This window comes from Rubrobacter sp. M3-4 (assembly GCF_059772285.1).
This window is the reverse complement of sequence record NZ_JCBAJP010000003.1, coordinates 268,268-292,513: the sequence shown is the minus strand read 5'-3', so window position 1 is coordinate 292,513 and position 24,246 is coordinate 268,268. Positions and strand designations below refer to the sequence as shown.

24 protein-coding genes are annotated in these 24,246 nt (G+C 67.4%); 15 read left to right on the top strand and 9 right to left on the bottom strand.

Annotated elements, in window-relative coordinates:
• The first annotated feature begins 15 nt into the window (after window positions 1–15).
• From AC6EKW_RS05430 to AC6EKW_RS05420, 3 genes are all read left to right on the top strand, one after another.
• Complete coding sequence (locus AC6EKW_RS05430; RefSeq protein WP_273888531.1) at window positions 16–546, top strand: PadR family transcriptional regulator; 531 nt, start codon at window positions 16–18, stop codon at window positions 544–546.
• Between the two features lie 194 nt (window positions 547–740).
• Window positions 741–1,937 carry a methyl acetate hydrolase AcmB gene (acmB, locus tag AC6EKW_RS05425; protein WP_498513861.1) on the top strand — a complete coding sequence of 399 codons (1,197 nt, stop codon included), beginning with the start codon at window positions 741–743 and terminating at the stop codon, window positions 1,935–1,937.
• 66 nt (window positions 1,938–2,003) lie between these two features.
• Window positions 2,004–2,939: a patatin-like phospholipase family protein gene (locus AC6EKW_RS05420; RefSeq protein ID WP_498513860.1), complete on the top strand. Its 936-nt coding sequence runs from the start codon at window positions 2,004–2,006 to the stop codon at window positions 2,937–2,939.
• 7 nt (window positions 2,940–2,946) lie between these two features.
• On the opposite strand, the gene AC6EKW_RS05415 is transcribed toward AC6EKW_RS05420, so the two are convergent.
• The 7 genes from AC6EKW_RS05415 to AC6EKW_RS05385 all read right to left on the bottom strand — a co-directional run bounded on the left by AC6EKW_RS05415 (window position 2,947) and on the right by AC6EKW_RS05385 (window position 9,950).
• Window positions 2,947–3,813, bottom strand: coding sequence for a lytic transglycosylase domain-containing protein (locus AC6EKW_RS05415; protein ID WP_498513859.1), 867 nt, complete (start codon window positions 3,811–3,813; stop codon window positions 2,947–2,949).
• A gap of 167 nt (window positions 3,814–3,980) precedes the next feature.
• Window positions 3,981–4,322, bottom strand: coding sequence for a luciferase domain-containing protein (locus tag AC6EKW_RS05410; protein ID WP_498513858.1), 342 nt, complete (start codon window positions 4,320–4,322; stop codon window positions 3,981–3,983).
• Window positions 4,323–4,423: 101 nt separating this feature from the next.
• The gene (locus AC6EKW_RS05405) at window positions 4,424–5,593 is read right to left on the bottom strand and encodes a carbohydrate kinase family protein (protein WP_498513857.1); all 1,170 of its coding nucleotides are present in this window, start codon (window positions 5,591–5,593) and stop codon (window positions 4,424–4,426) included.
• A gap of 47 nt (window positions 5,594–5,640) precedes the next feature.
• A complete protein-coding gene (locus tag AC6EKW_RS05400) occupies window positions 5,641–6,483 on the bottom strand; it encodes a carbohydrate ABC transporter permease (protein ID WP_498513856.1) in 843 nt (280 codons plus the stop codon).
• Window positions 6,476–7,438 carry a carbohydrate ABC transporter permease gene (locus AC6EKW_RS05395; protein WP_498513855.1) on the bottom strand — a complete coding sequence of 321 codons (963 nt, stop codon included), beginning with the start codon at window positions 7,436–7,438 and terminating at the stop codon, window positions 6,476–6,478. Before AC6EKW_RS05395 ends, AC6EKW_RS05400 begins: the two co-directional genes overlap by 8 nt.
• Window positions 7,439–7,471: 33 nt before the next feature.
• Complete coding sequence (locus AC6EKW_RS05390) at window positions 7,472–8,833, bottom strand: extracellular solute-binding protein (RefSeq protein ID WP_498513854.1); 1,362 nt, start codon at window positions 8,831–8,833, stop codon at window positions 7,472–7,474.
• Window positions 8,834–8,888: 55 nt separating this feature from the next.
• The gene (locus AC6EKW_RS05385; protein WP_273888541.1) at window positions 8,889–9,950 is read right to left on the bottom strand and encodes a LacI family DNA-binding transcriptional regulator; all 1,062 of its coding nucleotides are present in this window, start codon (window positions 9,948–9,950) and stop codon (window positions 8,889–8,891) included.
• Between the two features lie 144 nt (window positions 9,951–10,094).
• Here AC6EKW_RS05385 and AC6EKW_RS05380 point away from each other — a divergent pair, with 144 nt between their 5' ends.
• The 4 genes from AC6EKW_RS05380 to AC6EKW_RS05365 are packed head-to-tail and all read left to right on the top strand — an operon-like array spanning window position 10,095 to window position 13,917.
• Window positions 10,095–11,435 (top strand): GH1 family beta-glucosidase, encoded by a 1,341-nt coding sequence (locus AC6EKW_RS05380; RefSeq protein WP_498513853.1) that lies wholly within the window; start codon window positions 10,095–10,097, stop codon window positions 11,433–11,435.
• On the top strand, window positions 11,432–11,854 hold the full coding sequence (locus AC6EKW_RS05375; protein WP_273888543.1) for a VOC family protein: 423 nt from the start codon (window positions 11,432–11,434) through the stop codon (window positions 11,852–11,854). Before AC6EKW_RS05380 ends, AC6EKW_RS05375 begins: the two co-directional genes overlap by 4 nt.
• Window position 11,855: 1 nt before the next feature.
• Window positions 11,856–12,926, top strand: a complete 1,071-nt coding sequence (locus AC6EKW_RS05370) for a type I phosphomannose isomerase catalytic subunit (RefSeq protein ID WP_273888544.1) — start codon at window positions 11,856–11,858, stop codon at window positions 12,924–12,926.
• A 13-nt stretch (window positions 12,927–12,939) separates the two neighbouring features.
• Entirely contained in the window at window positions 12,940–13,917 is a 978-nt protein-coding gene (locus tag AC6EKW_RS05365) for a carbohydrate kinase family protein (protein ID WP_498513879.1), read from the top strand.
• Here the strand turns inward: AC6EKW_RS05365 and AC6EKW_RS05360 are convergent.
• Window positions 13,898–14,974, bottom strand: a complete 1,077-nt coding sequence (locus AC6EKW_RS05360; RefSeq protein WP_498513852.1) for a Nif3-like dinuclear metal center hexameric protein — start codon at window positions 14,972–14,974, stop codon at window positions 13,898–13,900. The genes AC6EKW_RS05365 and AC6EKW_RS05360 overlap by 20 nt on opposite strands.
• Before the next feature lie 28 nt (window positions 14,975–15,002).
• Between AC6EKW_RS05360 and AC6EKW_RS05355 the strand changes: the two genes are divergently transcribed.
• From AC6EKW_RS05355 to AC6EKW_RS05345, 3 genes are all read left to right on the top strand, one after another.
• On the top strand, window positions 15,003–15,581 hold the full coding sequence (locus AC6EKW_RS05355; protein ID WP_498513851.1) for a hypothetical protein: 579 nt from the start codon (window positions 15,003–15,005) through the stop codon (window positions 15,579–15,581).
• A gap of 69 nt (window positions 15,582–15,650) precedes the next feature.
• The gene (locus AC6EKW_RS05350) at window positions 15,651–16,400 is read left to right on the top strand and encodes a COG4280 domain-containing protein (RefSeq protein ID WP_273888560.1); all 750 of its coding nucleotides are present in this window, start codon (window positions 15,651–15,653) and stop codon (window positions 16,398–16,400) included.
• Window positions 16,397–16,603 carry a hypothetical protein gene (locus AC6EKW_RS05345; RefSeq protein ID WP_273888548.1) on the top strand — a complete coding sequence of 69 codons (207 nt, stop codon included), beginning with the start codon at window positions 16,397–16,399 and terminating at the stop codon, window positions 16,601–16,603. Before AC6EKW_RS05350 ends, AC6EKW_RS05345 begins: the two co-directional genes overlap by 4 nt.
• Here the strand turns inward: AC6EKW_RS05345 and AC6EKW_RS05340 are convergent.
• The gene (locus tag AC6EKW_RS05340) at window positions 16,578–16,895 is read right to left on the bottom strand and encodes a hypothetical protein (RefSeq protein WP_498513850.1); all 318 of its coding nucleotides are present in this window, start codon (window positions 16,893–16,895) and stop codon (window positions 16,578–16,580) included. The genes AC6EKW_RS05345 and AC6EKW_RS05340 overlap by 26 nt on opposite strands.
• Before the next feature lie 104 nt (window positions 16,896–16,999).
• Between AC6EKW_RS05340 and AC6EKW_RS05335 the strand changes: the two genes are divergently transcribed.
• The 5 genes from AC6EKW_RS05335 to AC6EKW_RS05315 all read left to right on the top strand — a co-directional run bounded on the left by AC6EKW_RS05335 (window position 17,000) and on the right by AC6EKW_RS05315 (window position 24,138).
• Window positions 17,000–18,631: a long-chain-fatty-acid--CoA ligase gene (locus AC6EKW_RS05335; protein WP_498513849.1), complete on the top strand. Its 1,632-nt coding sequence runs from the start codon at window positions 17,000–17,002 to the stop codon at window positions 18,629–18,631.
• A 108-nt stretch (window positions 18,632–18,739) separates the two neighbouring features.
• A complete protein-coding gene (locus tag AC6EKW_RS05330) occupies window positions 18,740–19,732 on the top strand; it encodes an NADPH:quinone oxidoreductase family protein (protein WP_498513848.1) in 993 nt (330 codons plus the stop codon).
• A gap of 84 nt (window positions 19,733–19,816) precedes the next feature.
• Entirely contained in the window at window positions 19,817–20,824 is a 1,008-nt protein-coding gene (gene mvaD, locus AC6EKW_RS05325) for a diphosphomevalonate decarboxylase (protein WP_498513847.1), read from the top strand.
• Window positions 20,821–21,882 (top strand): mevalonate kinase family protein, encoded by a 1,062-nt coding sequence (locus AC6EKW_RS05320; protein ID WP_273887358.1) that lies wholly within the window; start codon window positions 20,821–20,823, stop codon window positions 21,880–21,882. Before mvaD ends, AC6EKW_RS05320 begins: the two co-directional genes overlap by 4 nt.
• The gene (locus AC6EKW_RS05315) at window positions 21,883–24,138 is read left to right on the top strand and encodes a hydroxymethylglutaryl-CoA reductase, degradative (RefSeq protein WP_273887359.1); all 2,256 of its coding nucleotides are present in this window, start codon (window positions 21,883–21,885) and stop codon (window positions 24,136–24,138) included.
• Window positions 24,139–24,246 lie beyond the last annotated feature (108 nt).

The following is a 24,246-nucleotide window of genomic DNA, read 5'->3' as shown; positions in this document are numbered from 1 at the left end:
GCAACTGGAGGCGAGATGGACGAGCGTCATCTTTTGATCCTGGGTCTGGTAAAAGAGCAGAGGCAGCATGGCTACCAGATAAACGAGTTCATCCAGAAGAACCTGAGCAACCTGACGCAGATGAAGAAGGCGACTGCTTATGTGATCCTGGATCGCCTCGAGGAAGCTGGCTACGTCCGTTCGGAGACCGAGCAGCAGGGCAATCGCCCGCCGAGGAAGGTCTACGAAGTGACGCCGGAGGGCCGGGAGAGGTTCATCGAGCTATTGCGCGAGAACCTTTTGAGAGCCGACCGCATTCTGATGGGCGGTGACGTAGGCCTGATGTTCCTCGATGAGCTTCCGAGGGCTGAGGTGGTCAGGCATCTCGAGAGCAGGCTGGAGGACAGAGAGAGGCAGATAGCCGAGATCGAGAAGGCCCCGGAGTACCCCGGCGTGCTTGGGCCACCCCTGGCCATAGAACATCTGCTGGCTTTGAATCGCGCGGATCGGGACTGGTTGCGGACCACGATAGAGCGTCTTCGGAGTGAGGTTGAAGGAGACGGCTGACCCCGTTTTCTCCGGCGGGAGTGAGAGCCCTGCTCGGTTTCCCGCGTTTTACGAGACGATCTCGTGCTTGGTCGGTACATCTTCCGAGGTTGGGTAGTTAGCCACACTGGGTTTGACGGGCCCTCGTTCGGATCTTCTACGTTCCGTACCGGCGTAAACTTACGAGAGGAGATGGTGAGGAGAAAGGGGTGTGGATGGTTCGGAAAGCGCATGAGGACCTCGATCAGGCGTTGCGAGGTGTCGTGGAGCGCGAGGGTGGGGTGCCGGGCGTCGTCGCGGCGGTGACGGACCGGCGGGGTGATCTGTACGTGGGAGCGGAGGGGGAGGGCGAACTCGGCTCGGGACGGGGCATGACCGAAGATACCGTCTTCTGCCTCTTCTCCTGCACCAAGGCGATAACGGGTGTCGCGGTGATGCAGCTCGTCGAGGAAGGGAGGCTCGACCTCGACGATCCGGTGAAGGAATACCTGCCGGAGATCTCCCGGATCGAAGTCCTCGAAGGCTTCGACGGGGAGGGGGAACCAATCACCCGCCCGGCCCGCTCGGACGTCACGGTGCGCCAGCTCATGTTGCACACGGCCGGGTTCGGCTACGAGTTCTTCAACCACGACCTGCTCGAATACTACAGGAAGAGAGAGGTTCCGAGCGTGGTCTCTGGGAGGGAGGACGCGCTCTACAGCGTGCTCCTCTTCGATCCGGGGGAGCGTTGGGAGTACGGGATAAACATGGACTGGGCCGGGAAGGTGGTGGAGGCCGTCCGGGGACGCAGGCTCGGGGAGGTGTTCGAGGAGCGCATCTTCGAGCCTCTCGGGATGGAGGGCACCGCCATAACCATGTCCCGGGGGATGCGGGAGCGCCGGGCGACGGTTCACCAACGACAGGAGGACGGCAGGTTGCGCCCCATGCCCGAGTTCGAGCTGCCGCAGGATCCCGAGCAGCACATGGGCGGGCACGCCCTCTACGGGACGGTCGGTGACTACACGAGGTTCATCCGGATGATGCTGAACGACGGCGAGGGCGAAGATGGGCGGGTGCTCGCCCCGGAGACCGTTCGATACATGTCCCGGAACGGGCTCGGGAGGATGAAGATCCACGCTCTCCCCGGAGCCGTCCCGAGCCTCTCGAACGACGCGGAGTTCTTCCCGGGGATGCCCAAGTCCTGGGGCTACACCTTCATGATAAACGACGAGGACGCCCCGACCGGACGTCCGGCGGGCTCGCTCGGCTGGGCCGGTCTCGCGAACCTCTACTACTGGATCGACCGCAAGAACGGCATCGGCGGTTTCTGGGCCACGCAGCTGTTCCCGTTCGCGGATCCTGCCTCCTTCGGGGCGTACCTGGAGTTCGAGAAGAAGACCTACGAGCACCTCGATGACTTGTTGGGAGGCTGAGCGGAGGGTCCCCAGCGGATAAAATCATTCTCGGAGATGGTCTGGCTGCGGGAGAAGATCGGAGTGATGAACGCGTTCGAGGCGTTGCCGGGGAAGATAAAACGGGGCCTCTCCGGGCTCACCGCCTTCCCTTCGGATGATCGCGGGGTCGCCCTCGCTCTGGGCGGGGGCGGGGTGCGCGGGTTCGCCCACCTTGGTTTTCTCCGGGTGCTCGAGGAGGAAGGGGTGCCCGTCCGGGGCCTGGCCGGGACTTCTGCGGGCGCTCTTGCCTCCTGCGTGTACGCGTTCGGGCTCCCGCTCAGGCCGGAGCCGGTTCTCGAGGCGCTGGAGAGCCTGGGGCAGCTTCTCTCGCGGGGGGGCATGCTCTCACGCTGGAGGTGGCTCCTCTCGATCTCGCGCCGACCGGCCCTGGTCGAGGATGATGAGCTAGTGGGTGGCATCGCGGGGCTCTTCGGTGAACGCAGGCTCGAGGAGAGCAGGGTTCCGGTCGCGGTGGTGACCGCCGATCTTCGCAGCGGAGACGTGGTGGTGTTGAGGGAGGGGCCCGCCGCCAGGGCCGTCGCCGCCTCGTGCGCCATACCGGGCGTCTTCCCGCCGTTCGAGCAGGATGGACGCCTTCTGGTCGACGGGGCCGTCACAGACAAGGTGCCGGTCTCCGCGGCACGCTCGGTCGGCGGCGGGGTGCCGGTCATCGGGGTCGACGTCTCCAACCCCGTGCCCCCCTCAGCCGCACCTCGCAACGGCGTGGAGGCGGCGATCATGGCCGGGGACGCCTCCAGGCGGCGCCTGACCCAGATCTCGCTGCAAGAGGCGGATCTCGCCGTTCGCCTGCCGCTGGAGAGGCAGGTGGAGCGTTTCGAGATGCAGGAGGCCGAGAGGCTCTACCGGCTCGGGATGGAGGTCGGCGAGGAGCACCTGCCGGAGATAAAGAGGCTCCTCGACCGGAACGGGGTGGACTCGATGGTGAGGAGAACCTACGCCCGACTCGCCTTTCGAACCTAGGTGAGTGTTACCTCTCGGACAGCTCCCTGTAGTGATGGGCTACGGTGAGCACCTTCTCCACGTACCATCCGGCGTGGTTGTACGCGTAGATCGCCCGGTACCAGTGGCGCGGTGCGCCGTTCAGCCTGAGGTAGCGGGCTGCCGAAGGGATCGCATCCCGCGGGTCCATGATGTTGGCGACCCCGTCGTGGTTGCCGTCGATGCCGTACAACCTCCAGGTGGAGGGGAGAAACTGCATCGGCCCCAGCGCGCCGGCGCTCGACGGGCCCATGTTCCTGCCGTGATCGGATTCTATCTTGCCGATGGCGGCGAGGATGTACCAGTCGCGGCCGAAGCCGTACTCTCTCGCGGCTTTTTTGTACAGGTGGAGATAGGCCCTGGGCGGCAGGTTGCGGACGGGGTAGGCGGCTATCTGGTGGTGCGCTATCCGCATCTGCCGGGCGAATCCCCGCGGCGTGCCGCCCGTGGCGGGGGGAGCGGTGAACCGTCCGGCCCTGGCTTCTTTTCTGAGCCGGACGATTACGCGCCGGATGTGCCTCTTTTTCGCTTCGATCTTTTCCTTCGAGGGTTGTCTGGCTGATGCCGCGTTCGTGCCGGCGTTCTCTGCGAGGGAGAGGTGGTTCGTCCGGTGGTTTATCAGGTGGGTGAGGGGGTCTTTACGATGGGGATGCTCCCGCCGGGGGTGGGCGGCGGGGCCGTTTTCGCTGGTGAGGGATGACGCGGGGGAGCCGGTCTCGCCCGCGTACTGGTCGTGAGCTGCGTTCTCACCCTGTGTCTCGGCGCCAACCGGGCTCCAGAAAGCGGCCAGGAGCAGAGACGTCAGGGCGAAAACGGCGAGCGAGATCCTCGTCGCGGACCGGACCCGGTGCTCCATCTCCCCCTCCATCTTCAGGCGTTTCCCGACGAATGCCCATGATGCACCCCGAGAGCGTGCCGTGCAAGGGGATTCTTCGGGGCTTGTGCCCGGCTCTACGGGACAAAACGCACTTTTGGAGCGAGCTTATCCCCCGCCAGGCCCCGGTTCACCTCCCTTGAAAGCGCTCATGCGCTCCCGCCTCCTGCCCGACGCTCCGCGGCCGCCTTCGCCCGCGCGTAGTTTGACCTCAGTATCTCCAGGACCGCCGAGGCGTCCTCGCGGTTCTCTATCGGGTGGCTGACGTATCCCGGGGAGCCCGCCCGGTGCGGGCGTGCCCGGCCCTCGGAGATCAGACGCTCCCGAGCCTCCCGCCCGACCGGCAAATCCGCGATCATGTCGCGGTGGACGTGTCCTATCTCTCGCCTGCCGTAGTGGAATACTGTGGATCCGAACCTGCCCGTCCCTTCGTTCGTCCCCGGCCACCCCAGAACCTCCCGCTCCACCAGCGCCAGAAGGTCTTCTTTCATTTTCTGTCCTCCTCGCGGAATTCTGGTGCCGGTAGATATGATGGACCGGCGATGAGCCATCTACATCGGACGGAAGTACGGTTTTCGACCTGTACCGCGATCTAGGAAGAGTCCGCGGGGCCGAGCCAGACTCCTTCGATCCTGCCCGGAGCCCACCCTTCGGGGGCTTCGGCGGAACGTTGCCAGCCGCCCTCCATCCTGCGCCGGGTCTCCTCCCAGCTTCGCACGCCGCTCGTCGTGTCGTGGGCCTCGACGCAGCAGGCCCCGGCGGCGCAGGCGGCCGTGATCGCTTCTTCGGGGTCCATCCCGAGGAGCATCCCGAACAGGAGGCCGGCGTAGGCCGCGTCGCCCGCTCCCACCGTTCCCCGTACCTCGACCTCGAAGGTGGAGCCCCAGAGTTCCCGGTCCGCCCACCGCGAGCCCATCCCGGAGAGCAGCCGCCCGGATCTTGCAAGCCGGGCTTCGGGGGCCGTGCGCAGGTAGAGACCACGCCTGCCGCATTTGATACCGGCCACGGCGGCGCCCATCGCCAGGATGTCTTTGCCGAGCGCCCGGATCTCCTCGATAGGAGCCGCGGCGAGGGGGGCGGTGTCCGAGAGAGCGATTTGCCTGTATCTTTCGGGGCCGAGCATGACGAGCGCTTCCTCCAGGCTCGGCACGAAGAGGTCGACCGCGGGGAGCGCCTCCTCGAAGATGGTCCTCCAGTCCACCCGGCCGGCCTCCGAAGAGAGGTCGGGGAAGCAGGTGTCGAGCGAGGTCGTCGTCCCGGATCTCCGGGCGCGTTCGAAGAGGCGTCCGAGCTCGCCGCGGTCCTCGTAGAAGCGAGGGAGGACCTGCGGATAGCCGAAGTGCAGGATGTCCGCCGGCGGGAGTGGATCGGGAAGGTCGTCAGCGGAGAAGTCGGTGCTCACCCCGGAGTAGTGCAGGAACATCCTGTCCTCGTCCGGGGGGCTCAGGATGAGCGTGTAGGAGGTCTCGCCGGCGGGGGAGACGATGAGCGATTTGGAGAGCCCCTCCCCCGAGGACTCCAGATGCCTGTGTACCAGCTCGCCCAGAGGGTCTTTGCCGATGCGAGCGACGAGCGTCACCTCCGCTCCGAGCCGGTGCAGCGAGAGGCCGGTGTTCGAGACCGAGCCGCCGGTCGAGATCCTCATCGGTCCTGCGCCCACCATCGTGCCGGGCACGAAGTCGAAGCGGCCGGGGAGCTCGGGGATGAGGTCCAGGCACAGGTGCCCCGCGACGATGACCCGCCCTCTGCGCCCGACGTCCATACCCGCTGATGATAGAGGCTGCCGCCCGGAGGCGGCAACCCCTGTCTCTAGCCCTTCACGCCCCCTGCGGTGAGCCCCTGCACCAGGTAGCGTTGCAGCGCCAGAAATCCCGCGACGACCGGGATGCTCACGACGATCGCGGCGGCCATCAGCTGGTTCCAGTAGACGTTTGACTGGCTGGCGTAGTCCCTGAGCCCGATGGCGAGGGTGCGGGTGGCGTTGGTCGTGAGCACCGAGGCGAAGAGAACCTCGCCCCAGGCGGTCATGAACGCGAAGACCGCGACCGCGACGATGCCGGGCAGGCTCACCGGGATGAGGACCCTGAAGAGCGCCCCGAGCGCCGTCGAGCCGTCTACCATCGCCGCCTCCTCGAGCTCGCGCGGGATCGAGTTGAAGTACCCGACGAGCATCCAGATCGAGAGCGGCAGCGAGAAGGTGAGGTAGGTGATGATCAGACCGACGCGCGAGCCGTAGAGGTGCACACCGAAGGTCTGGTCGATGTTGACGAAGATGATGAAGAGCGGCAACAGGAACAGGATGCCGGGGAACATCTGGGTCGAGAGGACCGTGAGCCGGAACGGGTTCCTTCCGAAAAACCGGTAGCGGCTTACCGCGTAGGCGGCCAGGATGGCGACGATGACCGAGATCACGGTGGCGCTCACGCACACGATCACGCTGTTGATGAAGTAGTGCGCGAGCGGGACCGTGCTCCATATCTGGACGTAGGGCTCGAAGGTTATGCGCGAGGGGATCCAGTGGAACGCCGACTGCACGTCGCCGAGCGGTTTGATCGAGGAGATCACCACCGTGTAGAGGGGGAAGGCCGTGATCAGGGTGAAGAACGCAAGCCCTATCACCCGCAATACCTTGTAGAACCTTTCTTCACGCATTCTCTTCGCTCCCTACCCTGAGAAGCCTCACGTAGACGACCGAGACGATGAACAGGAACAGCAGCAGCAGCGTGGACATCGCCGCTCCGAGCCCGAAGTTCAAATCCACGAAGGAGTTGATGTAGATGTGCAGCGAGAGCAGATCCGCCGCGGCGGGAGGTGACTGCCCGAAGAGGATGTAGGGTGTGTTGAAGTCGTTGAAGGTCCACAGGAACAGGACCAGCACCACGACCGCGCTCACTGGGCGGATCTGGGGCAGCGTTATCGAGCGGAACTGCCGCCACTTCGACGCGCCGTCGACCGCCGCGGCTTCGTAGAGATCCTGCGGGATGTTCTGCAGCGCCGCCAGGATAAGCAGAAAAGCGAACGGCCACGACCTCCACAGCGCGGTCATCACCAGACTCCAGAACGCCTTACCCCCGATGAGCCAGAACGGCGGGTTTTTCAAGATGTGCAAATCGTCCACCAGAAGCGTGTTGATCGAGCCGGTGTTCTGCTGCAGCATGAACTCCCAGGCGATGACCGCGACGTAGATCGGCAGGGTGTAGGGGATGAGAAACAGCGTCCTGAACCATCCCCGCCCCCGGAACTCGCTGTTCACCAAAAGCGCCGCCGCGACCCCGAAGACCCAGGACCCCGCCACCACGAGCACGGTGTAGGCGAGCGTTATCAGGAACGAGTGTACGAGCGCGCTACCTATGGCACCTCGCGGTTCGAGTCCTATCCTGAAGTTCTCGAAGCCGACGAAGGGTGCCTGGCTCCAGTTTCGAATGTAGAGCGCGGTGAGCTTGAGGAAGCTTATGACCACCCCGAAGACCATCGGGACTATGTGGATCAGAAGCTCGAAGACGATCGCCGGAACGAGCAGCAGGTACGGGAACATCTGCGGCCCGAGCCAGCGGCGCCTCCTCCCGACCGCCGGTGTGGCTCCCGGCTCGCTCTTGCGCTCGCTCATGGTTCTCTTCCTCCTCGGGCTGATATCGTCCCGCTACGCCCCACCTCCTGCGGCCATCTTCTGGTTGGCCGCCGCAAGCTGTGATTTCACATCGGAGGTGCCGACCCGTCCGGTCGCCGCCTTCCCGAAGAGCGTCTTTACCGCCCCGCCGACCAGCGTCTCCATCTGCCCCTCATCCGGCACCAGCGGCATCGGCGCGGAGTGGTTGGCGTAGACGTCCTGGAATACCTTGAGCTTCTCGGTGTGGAAAGCCGGGTCGCTTGCCGCGTCCTTGTTCACCGGCAGAGAACCGTATTGCTGGTTGAGGTAGACCTGCATCTTCTTGCTGGTCATGAACTTGACGAACTCGAGCGCGCCCTTCTTGTTCTGGGTGTTCTTGAAGATGGAGATGTTGATCCCGGCGGTGTGCGACATGATCGGCTTCCCGCCGGGGGGCAGTTGTTTGGGGATGGGCATGTGCGAGACACCGTACTCGCTCTCTTTCATGCCGTAGCTCTTGAAGTTGATCATGTAGTTCTTCTGACCTATGACCATCGCGGCTTTGCCTTTGGCGAAGTCCGCGGGTGACTGGGTGCCGGTGCTGTACTGGGCATCCTGCGGAGCTACGATCCTGTCTTTGTCCATGAACCCGATGTACTGCGCAACACCCCTCACGACCCCTGGAGAGTCAAAGGTGGGCTTGGTGCCCTTGAAGAGCGACCCCCCCTGCTGCTTGCCGAGCATGAAGGCCCAGTGCGCGTTCTCGGTGATGCTCGCCCCTTCGAGCGCGAAACCCCACTGTTTCGGGGGCTTGGTGAGCTTCCTGGCGACCGCGACGAACTCGTCCCAGGTCTTCGGCGGGCTCTTTATCCCCGCCTGCTCGAACATGGCCTTGTTGTAGAACAGCCCGTAGGCGAGACCGTACAGCGGCACCGACGGATACGGCTCGTGCATCCCGGAGGTGCGGTACGCGGTCTCTATGAACTTGTCCTTGCCCCCGATGGCACCGAGCGCGCCCTGGTCGAATGGGAGGAACGCCCCGGTCTGCTGGAAAGTGGGAGACCAGGTGTTCCCGATGTTGAGCACGTCCGGTCCCTGGCCGCTGGAGATCGCCGTCGTGATCTTGTTGAAGAGATCCGGCCACCCTATGACCTGCAGGTTGACCTGGATGCCGGTCTTCTTCTTGAACTCCCTTATCACCCGACCGAGGACCTGCTTGTCCCCCTGAATGCTCGTTGCTTGGTTGCTCGCCCAGTAGGTGAGGGTCTTGCCGGCCTTGCCGCCTCCACCCCCGCCGCTGCTCCCACCTGAAGACTGCCCGCCGCCGCAACCGGCGAGCCCCACCACCGACGCCCCGGCGAGCGCTCCACCTCCCGCCTTCAGAAATTCCTTGCGCGAGATGCTTCTCCCGTTCATCTCTCCTCCTTTCCCTCGACGTGAATCACATAATAACGCAAATTGAATGATTAAATCAGGGACTGTCGCGGGAGGATGTACCTCCGGGGCTCTTTTGCGGCTGTTGTGCGCACCCGCAGGATCGGCGGAGGAGGAGGCGGGCGGTGAGCAGGCGGCGGACGCCTCCTCCTTTACGGGAGCGTTGTGTGATATCCAGGAGGGCGCGGACGGCCTCGCGGCCGAGGGCGCGGGTATCCTGGAAGACGGTGGAGAGGGGAGGGGTCGTGCTCTCGCCCTCTTCGAGGCCGTCGAAGCCGATGACGGCGACGTCTTCGGGGGTTCGGAGGCCGGTCTCGTGCAGGGCGCGCAGGGCGCCGAAGGCCATCGGGTCGTTGGCGCAGAAGACGGCGTCGGGGTGGTGTGGCAGGAGGGAGCGCATCGCCCGGTAGCCGCCGGAGCTGGTGAAGTCCGAGTGGCGGACGAGGTTTTGATCCGGCATGAGGCCCGCGTCGAGCAGGGCGGAGACGTAGCCGCCGTAGCGGTCTATGGCGGGGATGACGTTGGCGGGGCCGCAGATCGTGGCTATCCTGCGCCGTCCGTGCTGGAGGAGGTGTGCGACGGCCTGGCGGGCGGCCTCGCGGTTGTTCACGTCGACGAAGCTTATCTCCGGGTGGTGGGGGTGGCGGCCGACGAGGACGAAGGGGAAGTCGTCCTCGCAGAGCCGGGCGACGACGGGATCGTCGACCACGCTCGAGGCTATGACGATCCCGTCGAGGTGTCTGCCCCGGATCACACGCTGATAGAGCCGCTCGATGTTGCGCTGGTCTTCGGTGGTGTCCATGAGCAACATCAGGTTGTGGTCGGCCTCGTTGCACGCCCCGACCGCACCTTCGATCAGGCGGGGGAAGAAGGGATCGGAGAAAACGCTCCCGACCGCCCGCGGGATCAAAAGCCCGAAGATCCTCGTCCGCCTCGACGCCAGGCTGCGCGCCGCCGCGTTCGGATGGTAGCCGTGCTCCCGGATCACCGCCTGCACCCGACGCCTCACCTCGTCGCTCACCCGCGCATCGCCGTTCACCACCCGCGAGACCGTCGACCTCGATACTCCGGCCCTGCGCGCTATGTCCTCCAGGTTCATCTCCCCACCTTTCTGGTAGCGCTCCCAATAAATAGCCCCTTGATACCGTCTCGAGAGCCGCTCCTTTGTGGGAGCGCTCCCACAAAAGTCATCGACAGTGTAAAGTGTTAGGCTCGAAAGTCAAGAGGAAGTAAGGAGGGTCTTTTGAGGTTTCCGGAAGGGTTTTTGTGGGGTGTTGCGACGGCGGCGTACCAGGTCGAGGGTGCGGTCGAGGAGGATGGGAGGGGGCCTTCTATCTGGGACGTCTTCTCGCACACGCCGGGGAAGGTCTACCGGGGGGACACCGGGGACATCGCCTGCGACCAGTACCACAGGTGGGAGGAAGACGCTGAACTGATGGCGGGCCTCGGCATCGGGGCGTACCGGTTCTCGGTCTCCTGGCCGCGGGTGCAGCCCGATGGCAAGGGGGGTGTCAACCGGAGGGGGCTCGACCACTACCGCAGGCTCGTCGGAGGGCTGCGGGAGCGTGGGATCGTCCCCGCGATCACGCTCTACCACTGGGATCTCCCGCAGGCGCTCGAGGACGAGGGAGGATGGACCGTGCGGGAGACCTCCGAGCGCTTCGCCGAGTACGCGGCGATCGTCTACGAGGCGCTAAAAGACGAGGTTCCGCTCTGGATCACGCTGAACGAGCCCTGGGTCTCGGCCTGGATGGGCTACGGGTACGGGCGGCACGCGCCGGGGAGGACCAGCGCATCCGACGCCCTCTCCGCGACCCACCACCTCCTGCTCGGCCACGGCCTCGCGCTGGAGAGGATGCGCGACATCGGCACCGGGGAGAACAGCATAGGGATAACCCTGAACCTCTCTCCCGTGCGCCCCTTCTCGAAGGACGGGGCGGATATCGAGGCGGCGAGGAAGGAGGAAGCCCAGGCCAACCGGCTCTACCTCGATCCGGTGTTCAGGGGGAGCTACCCGGAGGAGGTCTTCGAGCGCTACGGCCGGCGAGTGCCGCCGGAGTACGTGAGGGACGGGGACCTGGAGAAGATCTCCGCTCCGGTAGACTTCCTCGGCGTCAACTACTACTTCGTCAAGACCGTGCGCGCCGGGGAGGACGACGAGCCCGAGCTGGTGGTCCCGGAGGGCGCCGAGAAGACCGCGATGGGCTGGCCCATCGAATCCGGAGGACTCACCGAACTCCTCGTCGGGCTCAAGGAGGACTACGGGGACATCCCCGTCTACATAACCGAGAACGGGGCCGCCTTCTACGACTACTCCGACCCGGAGGGCGACGTCGACGACGAAGAAAGGGTGCGCTTTCTGCAGGACCACTTCGCCGCGGCCTGGAAGGCCATCGAGGGCGGGGTCGACCTGAGGGGGTACTTCGTGTGGTCCCTGCTCGACAACTTCGAGTGGGCCGAGGGGTACTCCCGGCGGTTCGGGATCGTCTACGTGGACTATCCCACCCAGCGGCGCATCCCCAAGGCGAGCGCCCGATGGTACTCCGGCGTGATCTCGCGCAACGGCCTCGAGGATCCCGCGTGATAACCGACCTCGGACACCCGGCCTTCGCGGTACAGGACGTAGAGAGGACGCTCGCTTTCTACGCGAAGCTCGGCCTCCGCGAGGCGTTCCGGCTCCACCACGAGGACGGGTCCCTGATGCTCGTCTACCTCCACGTCGCAGGCGACCGGTTCATAGAGGTCTTCCCCGGCGGGCCGGATCCCGACCCGGAGCGTGCCCAGAGCTTCATGCACCTCTGCCTCCTCACCGACGATCTGCGCGCCACCGTGGAGCGGCTGCGGGAGGCGGGGGTTAAGATGGAGCGTGGGGTGGAGCGCGGGCTCGACGGCAACCTGCAGGCCTGGGTGCACGACCCCGACGGCAACGCCATAGAGCTCATGCAGCTCGAGGAGGACTCCCCGCAGCGAAGGGCGGCCCGAAGGGGTATGATGCCGCGTTAGGATGGGTGGCTGGTACCCGATAAAGCTCGAACCCCACCTCCGCGCATACGCCTTCGGCGGGCGCATGTTCCGCGAGCGGCTCGGCCGGGAGAGGCTCCCGGAAGAAGACCTCGCCGAGAGCTGGGAGGTAAGCGACTACCGCGACACCACCGGGCGGGTGGTTAACGGTGCCCACGCGGGGCGTACTTTGCACGAGCTCGTCGAGGAGTTCCCGGATGAGCTCGTTGGGGAGGGCTGGCGCGGGCCGCACTTCCCGCTCCTTCTCAAGTTTCTCGACGCCTCCGGAATGCTCCCCGTCCACCTGCACGCGGACGACGAGACCGCGCGCAGGAAGTACGGCGAACCGAACGGAAAGACCGAGGCGTGGCACATCCTGTGGTCGGAGCCGGGGGCGAGCGTGCTCGCCGGGGTAAGGGAGGGCTTCTCGCGAGAGGAACTCGCGGACGCCCTGTGGAGAGAGGACTACGACGCGGTGATGCTCCGCCACGGGGTGCGGCCGGGCGACACCGTCTACGTCCCCGGCGGGGTGCTGCACTCCTTCGGGCCCGGCATGCTCGTCTACGAGGTGCAGCAGACCTCCGACCTCGGGCAGTTCGCGAGCCCTTACGACCTCTACGGCAACCCGCTGGACGAGAAGACCCGCCGCCGCAACATCGAGGAGGTGCTGGACGAGCTGCGGACGGACGTCCGTCCGCGTCCGAACCCGGGGCTCGCCGTCCGGGAGGGAGGGAACACCCGCACCTTCTGCTGCGCCGGGCCGCACTTCGCGCTGGAGAGGTGGGAGCTCGCGGAGGAGTGGACCGAGCCCGCGCATCCGCAGAGGTTCGTCGCGCTCACGGTCGTCGGGGAAGGGGCGGTGCGCATCGAGTACGAGGGCGGGACGGAGCTCCTGGGAAGGGCTACCTCCTGCATACTCCCGGCCGCCCTCGGCGCGGCGCGCCTCGTGCCGGAGGGGCGGACGGTCGTGCTCGCCTCCTACGTTCCGGACCTCGAGCAGGACGTGGCCGGGCCGCTGCGGGAGGCGGGGTACGAAGATGAGGAGATAGAAGTACTGGGGGAGGTCCGCATCTGAGGGGAGGTTCACTCTGGGACGCGTAGTCGCGCTGGGCGAGGTGGTCGCGGACGTCTACCGGGGGGAGTCCTCATCACCGGTCGAGCTCCCATTCGTCGCCCGACCCGGCGGGGCCCCGGCGAACGTGGCCGTCGCCGCATCCAGGCTCGGTTGCCCGGCCGCTTTCGTGGGCAGCGTCGGGAAGGACCTCTTCGGGGACTTCATCCTGCGGGCGCTCGAGGCTGAAGGGGTGGACGTCTCGGGGGTGGTGCGGCAGGAGCCGCCCGTACGGACCTCGCTCGCGTTCGTCGAGATCTTCGAGGACGGGGACAGGGAGTTCACCTTCTACCGCACCGCCCCCGCCGCCGACGAGCTGCTGCGGGAGGAGGACGTCCCGCGGGATCTCGTCTCGGGAGCCTCGTTCGTCAACTTCGGTAGCATCCCCCTGATCGAAGAACCCGTGCGCTCGGCTACCTTCCACGCGGCCCGCCTGGCCGGCGAGGCCGGTGTGCCGGTGGCCTTCGACGTGAACTTCCGGGCCCATCTGTGGCGCGACCCGGAGGTTGCACGCCGGACGGTGTGGGAGATGGCGGGCCTGGCCTCGATCGTGAAGCTGAGCGGGGACGAGCTGCGACCGCTGCTCGGCACCTCGGACTGCGAGGAGGCCGCCGCGATCCTCCTCGGGCGCGGGGTCCGGATGGTCCTCGTCAGCCTCGGCGGGGAGGGAGCATTCTACGCCACCCCGGCTTTCCGGGGGCGGGTCCCCGCGTTCCCGGTCGAGGTGGTGGACGCGACCGGGGCGGGGGACGCCTTCCTCGCGGCCGTGCTCGTGCACCTCGCGGAGGACGGGGTGAGCCTATCGGAGGAGGGGTCGGTGCGCGAGGCGGTGCGGCGGGGAGCGGCGGCGGGCGCGCTCGCCTGCACGGGCTACGGGGCGATGGGGACGCTCCCGACCCGCGAGGAACTGGAGCGGTTTTTGTCCTCGGGGTCCGCTAGCGTCTCACCCGGCTGACCCCGACCGGGACGTCCACCAGATTGGCGAGCCGGTTCGCCAGCGGTTCGAGCGAGGGTAGCTCTGTCGGGGCGTGTCCGGCGTCTATCGCCGCGAGGCCTGAAGAATCGGCGAGCAGCGCGTCGTGGTAGTCGAGGTCGCCGGTGACGTAGGCCTGCGCGCCCGAGGCTGCAACCTCCCGGATGAACGTTCCCCCGGAGCCGCCGAGGACCGCGACGCGTTCGATCTTCTCCCCGGGATCCGCCAAAAGCCGGGCCGAAAATCCCAGAGAGGTCGAGACGTGCTCCGCGAGCTCCGGGGCGGACATCGGGCGCGGGAGGCGTCCGATCCTGCCGTAACCGCACCCCGGCGGGTGGCCTTCGATCGGGTAGAGGTCGAGCGCGGGTTCCTCGTAGGGGTGGGCGGCTCGCGCCTCGGAGGCGGCGCGGGCGGCCAGGTGCGCCGGGACGACCGTCTCGAGCCTCACCTCGGAGACCGCCTCGAGCCGTCCGGCCTCGCCCGCGTAGGGGCTGGTGTCCTCCCCACCCAGGAAGGTCCCGGTGCCGGCGGTGCGGAAGGTGCAGCGGGTGTAGCCGCCGATCACGCCGGCCCCGGTCCGCGCGAGCGCCTCCGCGACCTCCTCCACGGCCTCCTCCGGGACGAAGACGACCAGCTTGTTCATGCGACCGCGCGGTGAGAGGACCTCGAGCGGCCCTTCGAGCCCCAGCGCCCGCGCGAGCGCGACGGAGACCCCGTCCGGGGCCGCGTCATAGTTGGTGTGCGCGGCGTAGACGGCGATCCCGGAGCGGACGGCGCGTGAGATGAGGCTCCCGGGATAGCGGGAGGTGTCCACCCGGTCCAGGCCGCCGAAGATCAGGGGGTGGTGGAAGAGCAGGAAGTCCGCGCCGCTCTCCTCCGCCTCGTCGAAGACCTCGGGGAGCGGGGTGAGCGCGACCAGGACCCGCTCGACCTCTTCTTCCGGGCTTCCGACCTGGAGCCCCGGGTTGTCCCACTCCTCGGCGAGCGCCGTGGGGGCTATCTCCTCCATGGCCCGTGCGATATCTCTTACAAGCGTCACCATCTCCTCCCCTGTAGAATTCGCTCCCATGAGGGCTTCAAGGATAGCGGAGATCCTCTCCGCCGCGACCCGGCTGCCGCTGCTGGCGGTGCCGCTCTTCTTCGTCGTCGGCTTCTACGCCGCCGGGTGGGAGGGTGTGGCGTGGGCCGTCGTCTGCGTGCTCCTGACGAGCGGGCTCTCGCTCGCGTACCTGCGGCATCTGGTGCGGACGGGTAAAGTGAAGGACCCGGGCAGGATCCTCAAGGCCGAGCGCGTGCGGCCGCTGTGGGTGGTGGCGGGTTTCCACGCCGGGGCCTGGGCGCTGGTGAGCGCTCTCGGCGGTCCCGCTGAGCTTCGGGCCGTGCTGCTCTCCTACACGCTCTCGACGGTGGCCTTCGCCCTGATCACGCCGCTCGCCAAGCTCTCGCTGCACGCGGCGGGTGCGGCCGGGGTCCTGGTATGCCTGGTGCGGGTCTTCGGTCCGGTGGGCGGTGTGTTCATCCCGCTTTTCCTGGCGATCTGCTGGTCCCGCGCCGCGCTCGGGCGTCACACCGCCGCCGAGCTCGCGCTCGGGACGCTGGTCGGCGGGATCGGCACCTGGGTCGCCTTCGCGCACATGGTGGCCTGATCCCTCGAGCTCGCCGGGGTACAATCGGTTTCGGTCCTGCATCTTCATCGGGGGTGTCTCTACGTTTTGGTGAACCTCTACGCTTTGGGGGCGGCTTTCATCGGCACCGGCGTCGAGATGGTCGAGGCGCTCACGATCGTGCTCGCCGTCGGCGCGGTGCGCGGCTGGCGGGGCGCGCTGCTCGGCGCGCTCTCCGCGGCTCTGGTGCTCGCGGCGCTCGTGGCTGGTGTGGGCGCGCCGCTTGCCTCGGTGATGGGGCTCTTCTGGGTCCAGATCGCCGTGGGCGCCTTCCTGCTCCTCTTCGGCGCGCGCTGGCTCAGGAAGGCGATCCTGCGCTACGGCGGTCTGATAGCAATTCACGACGAGGCGGAGAGCTACGAGGAGGAACGCGGCCGTCTCGAGGGGGCGGGCGAGGGAGGGAACCTGGCGGGCGTAGACCGTCTGGCCTTCGCTACCGCCTTCGGCGGCACCTTCCTGGAGGGACTCGAGGCCGTATTCATCGTCATCGCCTTCGGTATCGGATCGGGGGCGATGCCATCGAGCATCCTCGGCGCGGTGCTCGCGGTGGCGGCGGTGGTGCTGGCCGGGGTGCTTCTGCGCCGGCCGCTCACCAGGGTCCCGGAGAACACGCTCAAGTTCGTCGTCGGGGTGATGCTCACCAGCTTCGGGACGTTCTGGGTGGGCGAGGGGCTCGGGGTGGCGTGGCCGCAGGGCGACCTGTCGATCCTCTACCTGGCGATGAGCCTCCTGGTGTTCTCGTGGGTCGAGGTCCGGCGCATGAGGCGTCTTCCGGTCCTGCGCGGAAAGAGGGTGCGGTGAGGGCTTTGCTGCGGGAGCTCGTCGGGCTCGTGGCCGACGACGGGCGTCTGGTCTGGACGGTGGTCCTCGCGCTCGTGGTGAGCGCGGTGCTCGGCTGGTTCGGGCTGAAGGAGGTCGCGACGGTGGTGCTCTGGGCCGGTATCCTCTTCGCGCTCGCCCTCTCGATAGAGAGCAGGATCAAGCTCCAGAAGAAGGACCGTTAGATCCGGCGGGCTCCCCATAGTAGATGGCGCGGTACCAGATCGTAGAGAGCGTGTCCACGAGCTCTTCTTCCGATGGGGCCACCCGGGAACCGAGCGTGCTCGCGTAGAAGCACCGCTCGTTCATCCAGACCAGGGCCCGCGCCAGCTCTCCTACCTCGATCCTCTCGAGCGGTTTCTGGCGGAGAAGCCTCTCCAGCGTGCCGAGCAGCGCCTCCTCCCGCAGGTCCGCACTGTACGGTCCCCTGCGGCGTGCGCCCCGATCATCCCGGCCCGCGATTCTAACAGAGCGCACGCGGTTGAATGCTTGTGTCGAGGAAAATGAAACACACGTTGATAATCCCACCGCCGGTTGCTAACCTCTGGCGGGAGAGGTCCCTGTCGGGGAGAGGAGGCGGTATGGGCGAGATGCCCTGGCTCGGGCTGTACCGGGGGTACCTTCCAGAGCGGTTCGAGGTGCCGGATGTCTCGCTCTGGCAGCTCTTCGAGGATGCCGTAGGCGAGCATGGCGGGAGGGTTGCGCTCGTGCTCGGGGAGCGCAGGGTCACTTTCCACGAGCTCCGTGAGATGGCCGAGAGGCTCGCCGGTGCGCTGCACGGGCTGGGGGTGAGAAAGGGCGATCGCGTCGGGCTGATGCTCCCCAACGTGCCGCAGTATGTTATCGGGTTCTTCGCGGCGATGCGGCTCGGGGCGGTGGTCACCCAGCTCAACCCGATGTACGTGGAGCGGGAGCTCGAGCACATACTGAAGGATTCCGGGGCCAGGGTCGCCATCGTCTACGACGGGGCTTACGAGAGGGTGCGGGCGGTGCGTGGGAAGGTGCCGCTCGAGACCGTGATCGTCGCGCCGCTGCAGGGTGGGCGCCCCGGGCTCGAGCGGGGGGATGTGTATCTGGAAGAGCTGCTGGAGGAGAATGCGGGGGCGGCGCCGGAGGTGGAGATGGACCCGGCGGAGGACCTCGCCGCGTTGCAGTACACCGGCGGGACCACGGGGCGATCGAAGGGGGCGATGCTCACCCACCGCAACCTCGTCGCCAACGTCTTGCAGAACCTGGCCATAGCGACCGTCGAGCCCGGGGAGTACGTCGGGGAGAAGGCCGTCGCCGCGCTGCCCTACTTCCACGTCTACGGGCTCACGTGCGTCATGCTCTTCGGCATCAAGGCCGGCACGCAGCAGCTGCTCGTGCCCCGCTTCGAGGCGCAGGCGGTGGTGGAGCTCGTACGGCGCGAGCGGCCGGCGCTCTTCCCCGGCGTGCCGACGATGTTCTCCGCACTCGTCGCGAGCGGGGAGGATCTGCGGGAGAGCGGCTTCGGGGGGATACGCTTCTACAACTCCGGCGGGGCGCCGCTCCCGGTCGGCCTCAAGCATGCCTTCCAGGAGAGGGTCGGGGTGCCGCTGCTCGAAGGGTACGGGCTCTCCGAGGCCTCTCCGACGACCCACGCCAACCCGCGTTTCCTCGGGGAAGGGAGGGACGGGTCCATCGGCATCCCGCTGCCCGCGACAGACGCCAGGGTAGTGGACGTCGAGAGCGGGGAGAGGGAGCTTGCTCCCGGCGAGGAGGGGGAGCTCGTCGTCAGGGGGCCCCAGGTGATGAAGGGTTACTGGAACATGCCTGAGGAGACCGGGCGGTTGCTGCGCGACGGCTGGCTGTACACCGGGGATATAGCCCGGATGGACGAGGAAGGTTACTTCTACATCGTCGACCGCAAGAAAGACCTCATCGTCGCCTCGGGCTACAACGTCTACCCGCGGGAGGTCGAGGAGGTGCTCTACGAGTGTCCCGGGGTCTCCGAGGCGGCCGTGATCGGGGTCCCCGATCCCTACCGCGGGGAGACGGTCAAAGCTTTCGTCGTCAAAGAGGGTGGGAGCGAGCTCACCGGGGAAGAGGTGATCGAATTCTGCCGCGACCGGCTCGCCGCGTACAAGGTGCCGAAGGCCGTCGAGTTCCGGGAGGAGCTGCCCAAGAGCACGGTCGGGAAGATCCTGCGGCGGGTTCTGGCCGGCGAGGAACGTGAGGCCGCCTCCCGCTGAAAGTGAGGGTAGAGCCTGCGGCGGGCCGTCTACCGGTGCGTTCGCCGTGAGGTTTCGGCGAAAGAGAGTTAGTATTTCCGCCGGTAGACGAAGACCGGAGGTTTTTGGTTGCGCAGGTGGCAGGTAAGAGAGCTGGGCGAACCGACGGAGGCGATGGAGCTCGTCGAGGAGGCTTCGCCCGAACCCGGCGCGGGGGAGGTCGTGATCGAGGTGCGGGCCGCCGCGCTCAACTTCTTCGACTTCCTGCTGTGCCGCGGGGAGTACCAGGAGAAGCCGGATGTGCCCTTCACGCCCGGCGGAGAGGTCGCCGGGGTGGTCGTGGAGGCGGGCGAGGGGGCCGGCTTCGAGCCTGGAGAGCGGGTGGTGGCGCTGCCGGGCGTGCCGCGCGGCGGGTTCGCCGAGCGGGTCGTGGTGCCGGCTGAGAAGGTCTTTACGGTCCCCGGGGCGGTTCCCTTCGAGAAGGCCGCCGCCGTCCCCATAACCTACGGGACGGCGCACTTCGCCCTGCACCGCCGGGCGGGCGTCCGGGAGGGGGAGACGGTGCTGGTGCACGCCGGGGCCGGCGGGGTGGGGTCTGCGGCGATACAGCTCGCGAGAGCCGCCGGCGCCCGGGTCCTGGCCACGGCGGGTGGGGAGGAGAAGACCGGCATCTGCCGCCGGCTGGGGGCGGAGGTGGCGATCGACTACCGCGGGGAGGACTTCGTCGCGGCGGTGAAGGAAGCCACCGGAGGCCGCGGGGCGGACGTCGTGATCGACCCGGTCGGCGGGGAGGTGTTCGACCGCTCGCGCCGGTGCGTGGCCTTCGAGGGGAGGATCGTGGTGATCGGGTTCGCCTCCGGCGGGATACCCGAGATCCCGGCGAACCACCTCCTGCTGAAGAACTACTCGGTCCTCGGGCTGTACTGGGGGCTCTACGGCCGGGTCATGCCGGGGCTGGTGGCCGAGGTCGGCGCGGAGATCTTCCGCCTGCTCGAGAAGGGTGACGTAGACCCCCTTCTGTACCGAAACGAGACCGTACCGTTCGAGGAGATCCCCCGGGCGCTCGAAGATCTCGCCGGCAGGCGTACCTGGGGGAAGCTCGTCGCCGGGCTCTCTGGTTGAGCGTCGCGCGCTTTGGGGGTATAGAAGGTTCCATGGTGGAGATTTGCGGGATCATCGACCGGACGATCCGAGTGGCGGGCGGGCATGTCCTCTGAGGGGGCGATCATCGGGTGCGCCGAGGCACACCCGAACATCGCGCTCGTCAAGTACTGGGGCAAGCGCGACGAGAAGCTCAACCTGCCGGCGGTGGGGTCGATCTCCGTGACCCTCGACGCGCTCACGACGCGCACGCGGGTCACGTTCGATCCCGCCTTGAGGAGGGACGAGCTGAGGCTCGGGGGCAGCGAGGCCGACGCCGCGCGCGTGAGCGTTTGTCTCGATCTTCTGCGAGAGAAGGCCGGGGTGGGCTGGTGTGCCCGGGTCGAGTCGGAGAACGACTTCCCCACCGGGGCCGGGCTCGCCTCCTCCGCCTCCGGGTTCGCCGCGCTCGTCCGGGCCGCCGACGCAGCGCTCGGGCTGGGTCTCGACGAGCGCGAGCTCTCGGGGATAGCCCGACGGGGTTCGGGGTCTGCCGCTCGTTCGATCTTCGGGGGTTATGTGGAGTGGCCCCGGGGGGAGCGACCCGACGGGAGCGACTCGGTCGCCCATCAGCTCCTTCCTCCCGGGGGGTGGCCGCTTGCGGTGCTCGTCGCGATCACCACCCGCCGGAGCAAGCCGAAAGGTTCCTCGGAGGGCATGAAGCACACCGCGCGCACCTCACCCTACTGGGAGGCCTGGGTGGAGGGGCAGGAGGAGGACCTCGCCGCGGCGCGCGGGGCGATATTGCGGCAGGACTTCGAAGCCCTCGCGGAGGTCTCCGAGCGCTCCTGCCTGAAGATGCACGCGCTCATGATGGCATCCTCCCCCGGGTTGTTATACTGGAGCGGTGCCACCGTCGAAGCCATCCACGCCATACGCGGCCTGCGGCATGAAGGGGTTCCCGTCTTCTTCACCGTCGATGCCGGGCCGCAGGTCAAGGCCGTTTGTCTCCCCGGAGCCTCGGATGAAGTCGAGAGGGCCCTGCGCGGGGTCGGGGGGGTGCTCGAGGTGATCCGGAGCGGGATCGGGGAGGGCGCCCGGGTCGTAGAGCCTGAATCGGTGGTGAGAGGTTGAAGGTACGCGCCGAGGCGCCCGGAAAACTCTTCCTGCTCGGAGAGTACGCGGTGCTGGAGGGGGCTCCGGCGCTGGTGCTCGCGGTCGATGCCCGGGCCTCGGCGGTCGTCGAGCCCGCCACGACGCCGGGATGGGAGCTGGTCGCGCCGGACGTCCTGCAAAAGAGCGTGGCTTTTCGCTTCGATGAGGCGGGGTTGCCGGTCTGGCCCGAGGCGGACATGGGCAAGCGCCTCTCGCTCGTGGATCAGGTACTCAAGGGCCTCGCCGTGCGCGGGCTTTTGCCGGAGGGTGGGATCAGGGTCACCCTCGACACCTCGGACTTCTTCGCGGTGCGCGACGGCAAGAGGCGCAAGCTGGGGCTGGGTTCGAGCGCGGCTCTGACGGTGGCGCTCGCCTCCGCGCTGACGGCGGCGTCGGGGCGGAGGGTGAGGGTGAAGGACCGGGGGGCGTGGATGGGGGAGCTGTTGCACATCCACCGAGCGCTGCAGGACGGGCGCGGTAGCGGGGCGGATCTCGCGGCCGCCATCTACGGCGGATGTCTGCGCTACCGCCTGGACGAGGACAACCCTCGCATTGAGGGCTGCGGATGGCCGGAGGGCCTGCACCGGCTCTTCGTTTGGACCGGGACGCCGTCCTCGACCGGGGAGTATCTGGCGCGTCTCGATGCCTGGCGGAGGCAGAATCCCGACGAATACCGCAGGATGCTTCGCGAGCTGCGGTCTCTCGCGGAGACCGGGGCCGCTTCCATCGCCGACGGTGGGGTGGACGGGGCTTTGAAGGCATTCTCGGCCTACGCTCGTGCCCTGCAGGAGCTCGGGGCGGCGGCTAAAATCCCTATTTACTCCGCCGAGCATCGCGAGATAGCGGAGGTGGTCGAGGGTGCCGGCGGGGTGTACAAGCCCTGCGGCGCCGGAGGTGGGGATTTTGGCGTGGCGCTGTTCGGAGAGGCCGGGCGGTTGGAGATCGCGCGCGGAAAGCTCGAGCGGGCTGGCTTCCTCTGCCCTCCGCTGGCGCCGGACTACGACGGGCTCAGGCTCGAGGTGATCGGGGAGGAATAGATGAGTGAGCGGGCACGTTTTCCCGAATTCTACAAGCTTTCCATATCCGACCGGCTGCGTCTTCTGCGGGAGCGCGGTTGGATCGGCGAGGAGGACTACGAAGCTCTTTTGAGCGGGGAGCACACCCTCACGCCGCACAAGGCGGACAAGATGATCGAGAACGTCATCGGGGTGATGGGGCTCCCGGTGGGGCTGGGGCTGAACTTCCTGATCAACGGCCGTGAGTACGTGGTGCCGCTGGTCGTCGAAGAGCCCTCGATCGTCGCCGCGCTCTCCTCGGCGGCGAAGGTGGCGCGCGCCTCCGGTGGTTTCACCGCGGAGTCCACCGAGCCTATCCTGATCGGTCAGGTGCAGGTGGTGGACATCCCGAACGTCGCCCGGGCGAAGTCCCAGCTGCTCTCGCGCAAGCGGGAGGTCATGGACCTCGCCGACAGCCTGCACCCGCAGATGGTGGCACGGGGCGGGGGGTGCCGCGACATGGAGGTGCACCAGCACCGGCTGCCGGACGGTCGGGACATGCTGGTCGTTCACCTGCTGGTCGACACCCGCGACGCGATGGGGGCGAACCTGGTCAACACGATGTGCGAGGGGGTGGCCGGGCTCGTCGAGTCTATGACCGGCGGCAGGGTCTTCCTGCGCATCCTCTCGAACCTCACCGACCGCTCGATGGTCCGGGCGCGCTGCGAGATACCGGCCGAGCGGCTCACCGGTAAGGGCTTCCGGGGCGAGGACGTGCGCGACGCGATCATCCTGGCCAACGACTTCGCGAGCGTGGACCCCTACCGGGCGGCGACCCACAACAAGGGCATAATGAACGGGATAGACGCGGTGGCGATCGCCACCGGCAACGACTGGCGGGCGATAGAGGCCGCGGCCCACGCCTACGCGGCGCGCAGCGGGCGCTACAGCTCGCTCACCCGCTGGTACAAGGGAGAGGGCGGTGAGCTCGTCGGGGAGATCGAGATCCCGCTCAAGGTTGGCACGGTCGGAGGGCCGCTGCAGTCCAACCCGACCGTCGGGATAAACCACCGGTTGCTCGGGATCGGCGGCGCGCGGGAGCTGGCCGAGGTGATGGGTGCGGTGGGGCTGGCGCAGAACTTCTCGGCGCTCCGGGCGCTCGGGACCGAGGGCATCCAGCGGGGCCACATGACGCTGCACGCCAGGAGCGTGGCGATGGCCGCCGGGGCGACGCCCGAGATCTTCGACGAGGTCGTCGAGCGTCTGATCGATTCCGGCGAGATCAAGGTGTGGAAGGCGGAGGAGATAATCTCGAGCCTGGGCGGCACGCCGGGCGGCGCGAAGTCCGAGGAGGAACCCGACCCGCGCCTCTCGGGGCATGGGAAGGTGATCCTGCTCGGCGAGCAGGCGGTGGTCTACGGCAGCCACGCGATCGCAGCCCCCATCCCGCTCGCCGTCCGGGCCCGCGTGCGCGAGACCTCCTCCGATGGGGTGGACCTGCTGATCCCGCGCTGGGGCGTCGAGTACCACATGCGTCCGGATCGGCGGCCGCACGACCGCCAGGAGGACACCTTCGAGCACACGCTGGAGGTGGTGTTGGGACGTCTCGGGCTCACCGGACGACCGATGCGCATCGAGGTCTTCCCGACGATCCCGCGGGCGATGGGCCTCGGCGGCTCGGCGGCGATGGCGGTCGCGATCATCCGGGCGCTCGACCACCAGTTCTCGCTCGGCCTCTCGGACGAGCAGATAAACGAGCTGGCCTTCGAGTGCGAGAAGGTGGCCCACGGCACACCCTCCGGGATAGACAACACGCTCGCCACCTACGGGGAGTTCCTCCTCTACCGGCGCGGACGCGAGGGCGAGCCGCCGCTGATGCAGAAGGTCGAGGTGCCGAGGCCGCTGCCGCTGGTCATAGGCCTCACCGGCAAGGAGAGCCTCACCGCCAGGACCGTCGGAAGGGTGCGCGAGGCCTGGCAGAGGAACCGTACCCTCTACGAGAGCATCTTCGCCGAGATAGACCGCCTGGCGCTCGACGGCCTGGAGGCCCTCCGTTCCTACGACCTGGAGCGCCTCGGTGAGCTGATGAACGTCTGCCACGGCTACCTCAACGCCCTGCAGGTCTCGAGCTGGGAGATGGAGGAGCTCGTCCAGATCGCCCGCTCCAACGGGGCGCTCGGCGCCAAGCTCACCGGCGGGGGTGGCTCGGTCATAGCCCTCTGTCCCGAGGACTCCGACCGGGTGGTGGGCGCCTTCCGGGACGCCGGATACCAGAGCCTCGAGGTCTCGGTGGGCTAGCAGGGCCTGGCCCCTGCCTGATCGAACACCCCGTCCCCGGGCTTTCTCGGCTGCTCGAGAAGACGTGAGGGCACTGGGCATCCGGTAGAATGTGTGCATGGAGCATCG

Bases quoted from the DNA above. Each gene is read 5' to 3' on its own strand.
- acmB (WP_498513861.1), top strand. From the start codon at position 741: ATGGTTCGGAAAGCGCATGAGGACCTCGATCAGGCGTTGCGAGGTGTC.
- AC6EKW_RS05410 (WP_498513858.1), bottom strand. From the start codon at position 4,322: ATGAAAGAAGACCTTCTGGCGCTGGTGGAGCGGGAGGTTCTGGGGTGG.
- AC6EKW_RS05400 (WP_498513856.1), bottom strand. From the start codon at position 6,483: ATGCGTGAAGAAAGGTTCTACAAGGTATTGCGGGTGATAGGGCTTGCG.
- AC6EKW_RS05395 (WP_498513855.1), bottom strand. From the start codon at position 7,438: ATGAGCGAGCGCAAGAGCGAGCCGGGAGCCACACCGGCGGTCGGGAGG.
- AC6EKW_RS05315 (WP_273887359.1), top strand. From the start codon at position 21,883: ATGAGTGAGCGGGCACGTTTTCCCGAATTCTACAAGCTTTCCATATCC.
- AC6EKW_RS05415 (WP_498513859.1), bottom strand. From the start codon at position 3,813: ATGGAGCACCGGGTCCGGTCCGCGACGAGGATCTCGCTCGCCGTTTTC.
- AC6EKW_RS05335 (WP_498513849.1), top strand. From the start codon at position 17,000: ATGGGCGAGATGCCCTGGCTCGGGCTGTACCGGGGGTACCTTCCAGAG.
- AC6EKW_RS05420 (WP_498513860.1), top strand. From the start codon at position 2,004: ATGAACGCGTTCGAGGCGTTGCCGGGGAAGATAAAACGGGGCCTCTCC.
- mvaD (WP_498513847.1), top strand. From the start codon at position 19,817: ATGTCCTCTGAGGGGGCGATCATCGGGTGCGCCGAGGCACACCCGAAC.
- AC6EKW_RS05385 (WP_273888541.1), bottom strand. From the start codon at position 9,950: ATGAACCTGGAGGACATAGCGCGCAGGGCCGGAGTATCGAGGTCGACG.
- AC6EKW_RS05430 (WP_273888531.1), top strand. From the start codon at position 16: ATGGACGAGCGTCATCTTTTGATCCTGGGTCTGGTAAAAGAGCAGAGG.
- AC6EKW_RS05355 (WP_498513851.1), top strand. From the start codon at position 15,003: ATGAGGGCTTCAAGGATAGCGGAGATCCTCTCCGCCGCGACCCGGCTG.
- AC6EKW_RS05370 (WP_273888544.1), top strand. From the start codon at position 11,856: ATGGGTGGCTGGTACCCGATAAAGCTCGAACCCCACCTCCGCGCATAC.
- AC6EKW_RS05390 (WP_498513854.1), bottom strand. From the start codon at position 8,833: ATGAACGGGAGAAGCATCTCGCGCAAGGAATTTCTGAAGGCGGGAGGT.
- AC6EKW_RS05405 (WP_498513857.1), bottom strand. From the start codon at position 5,593: ATGGACGTCGGGCGCAGAGGGCGGGTCATCGTCGCGGGGCACCTGTGC.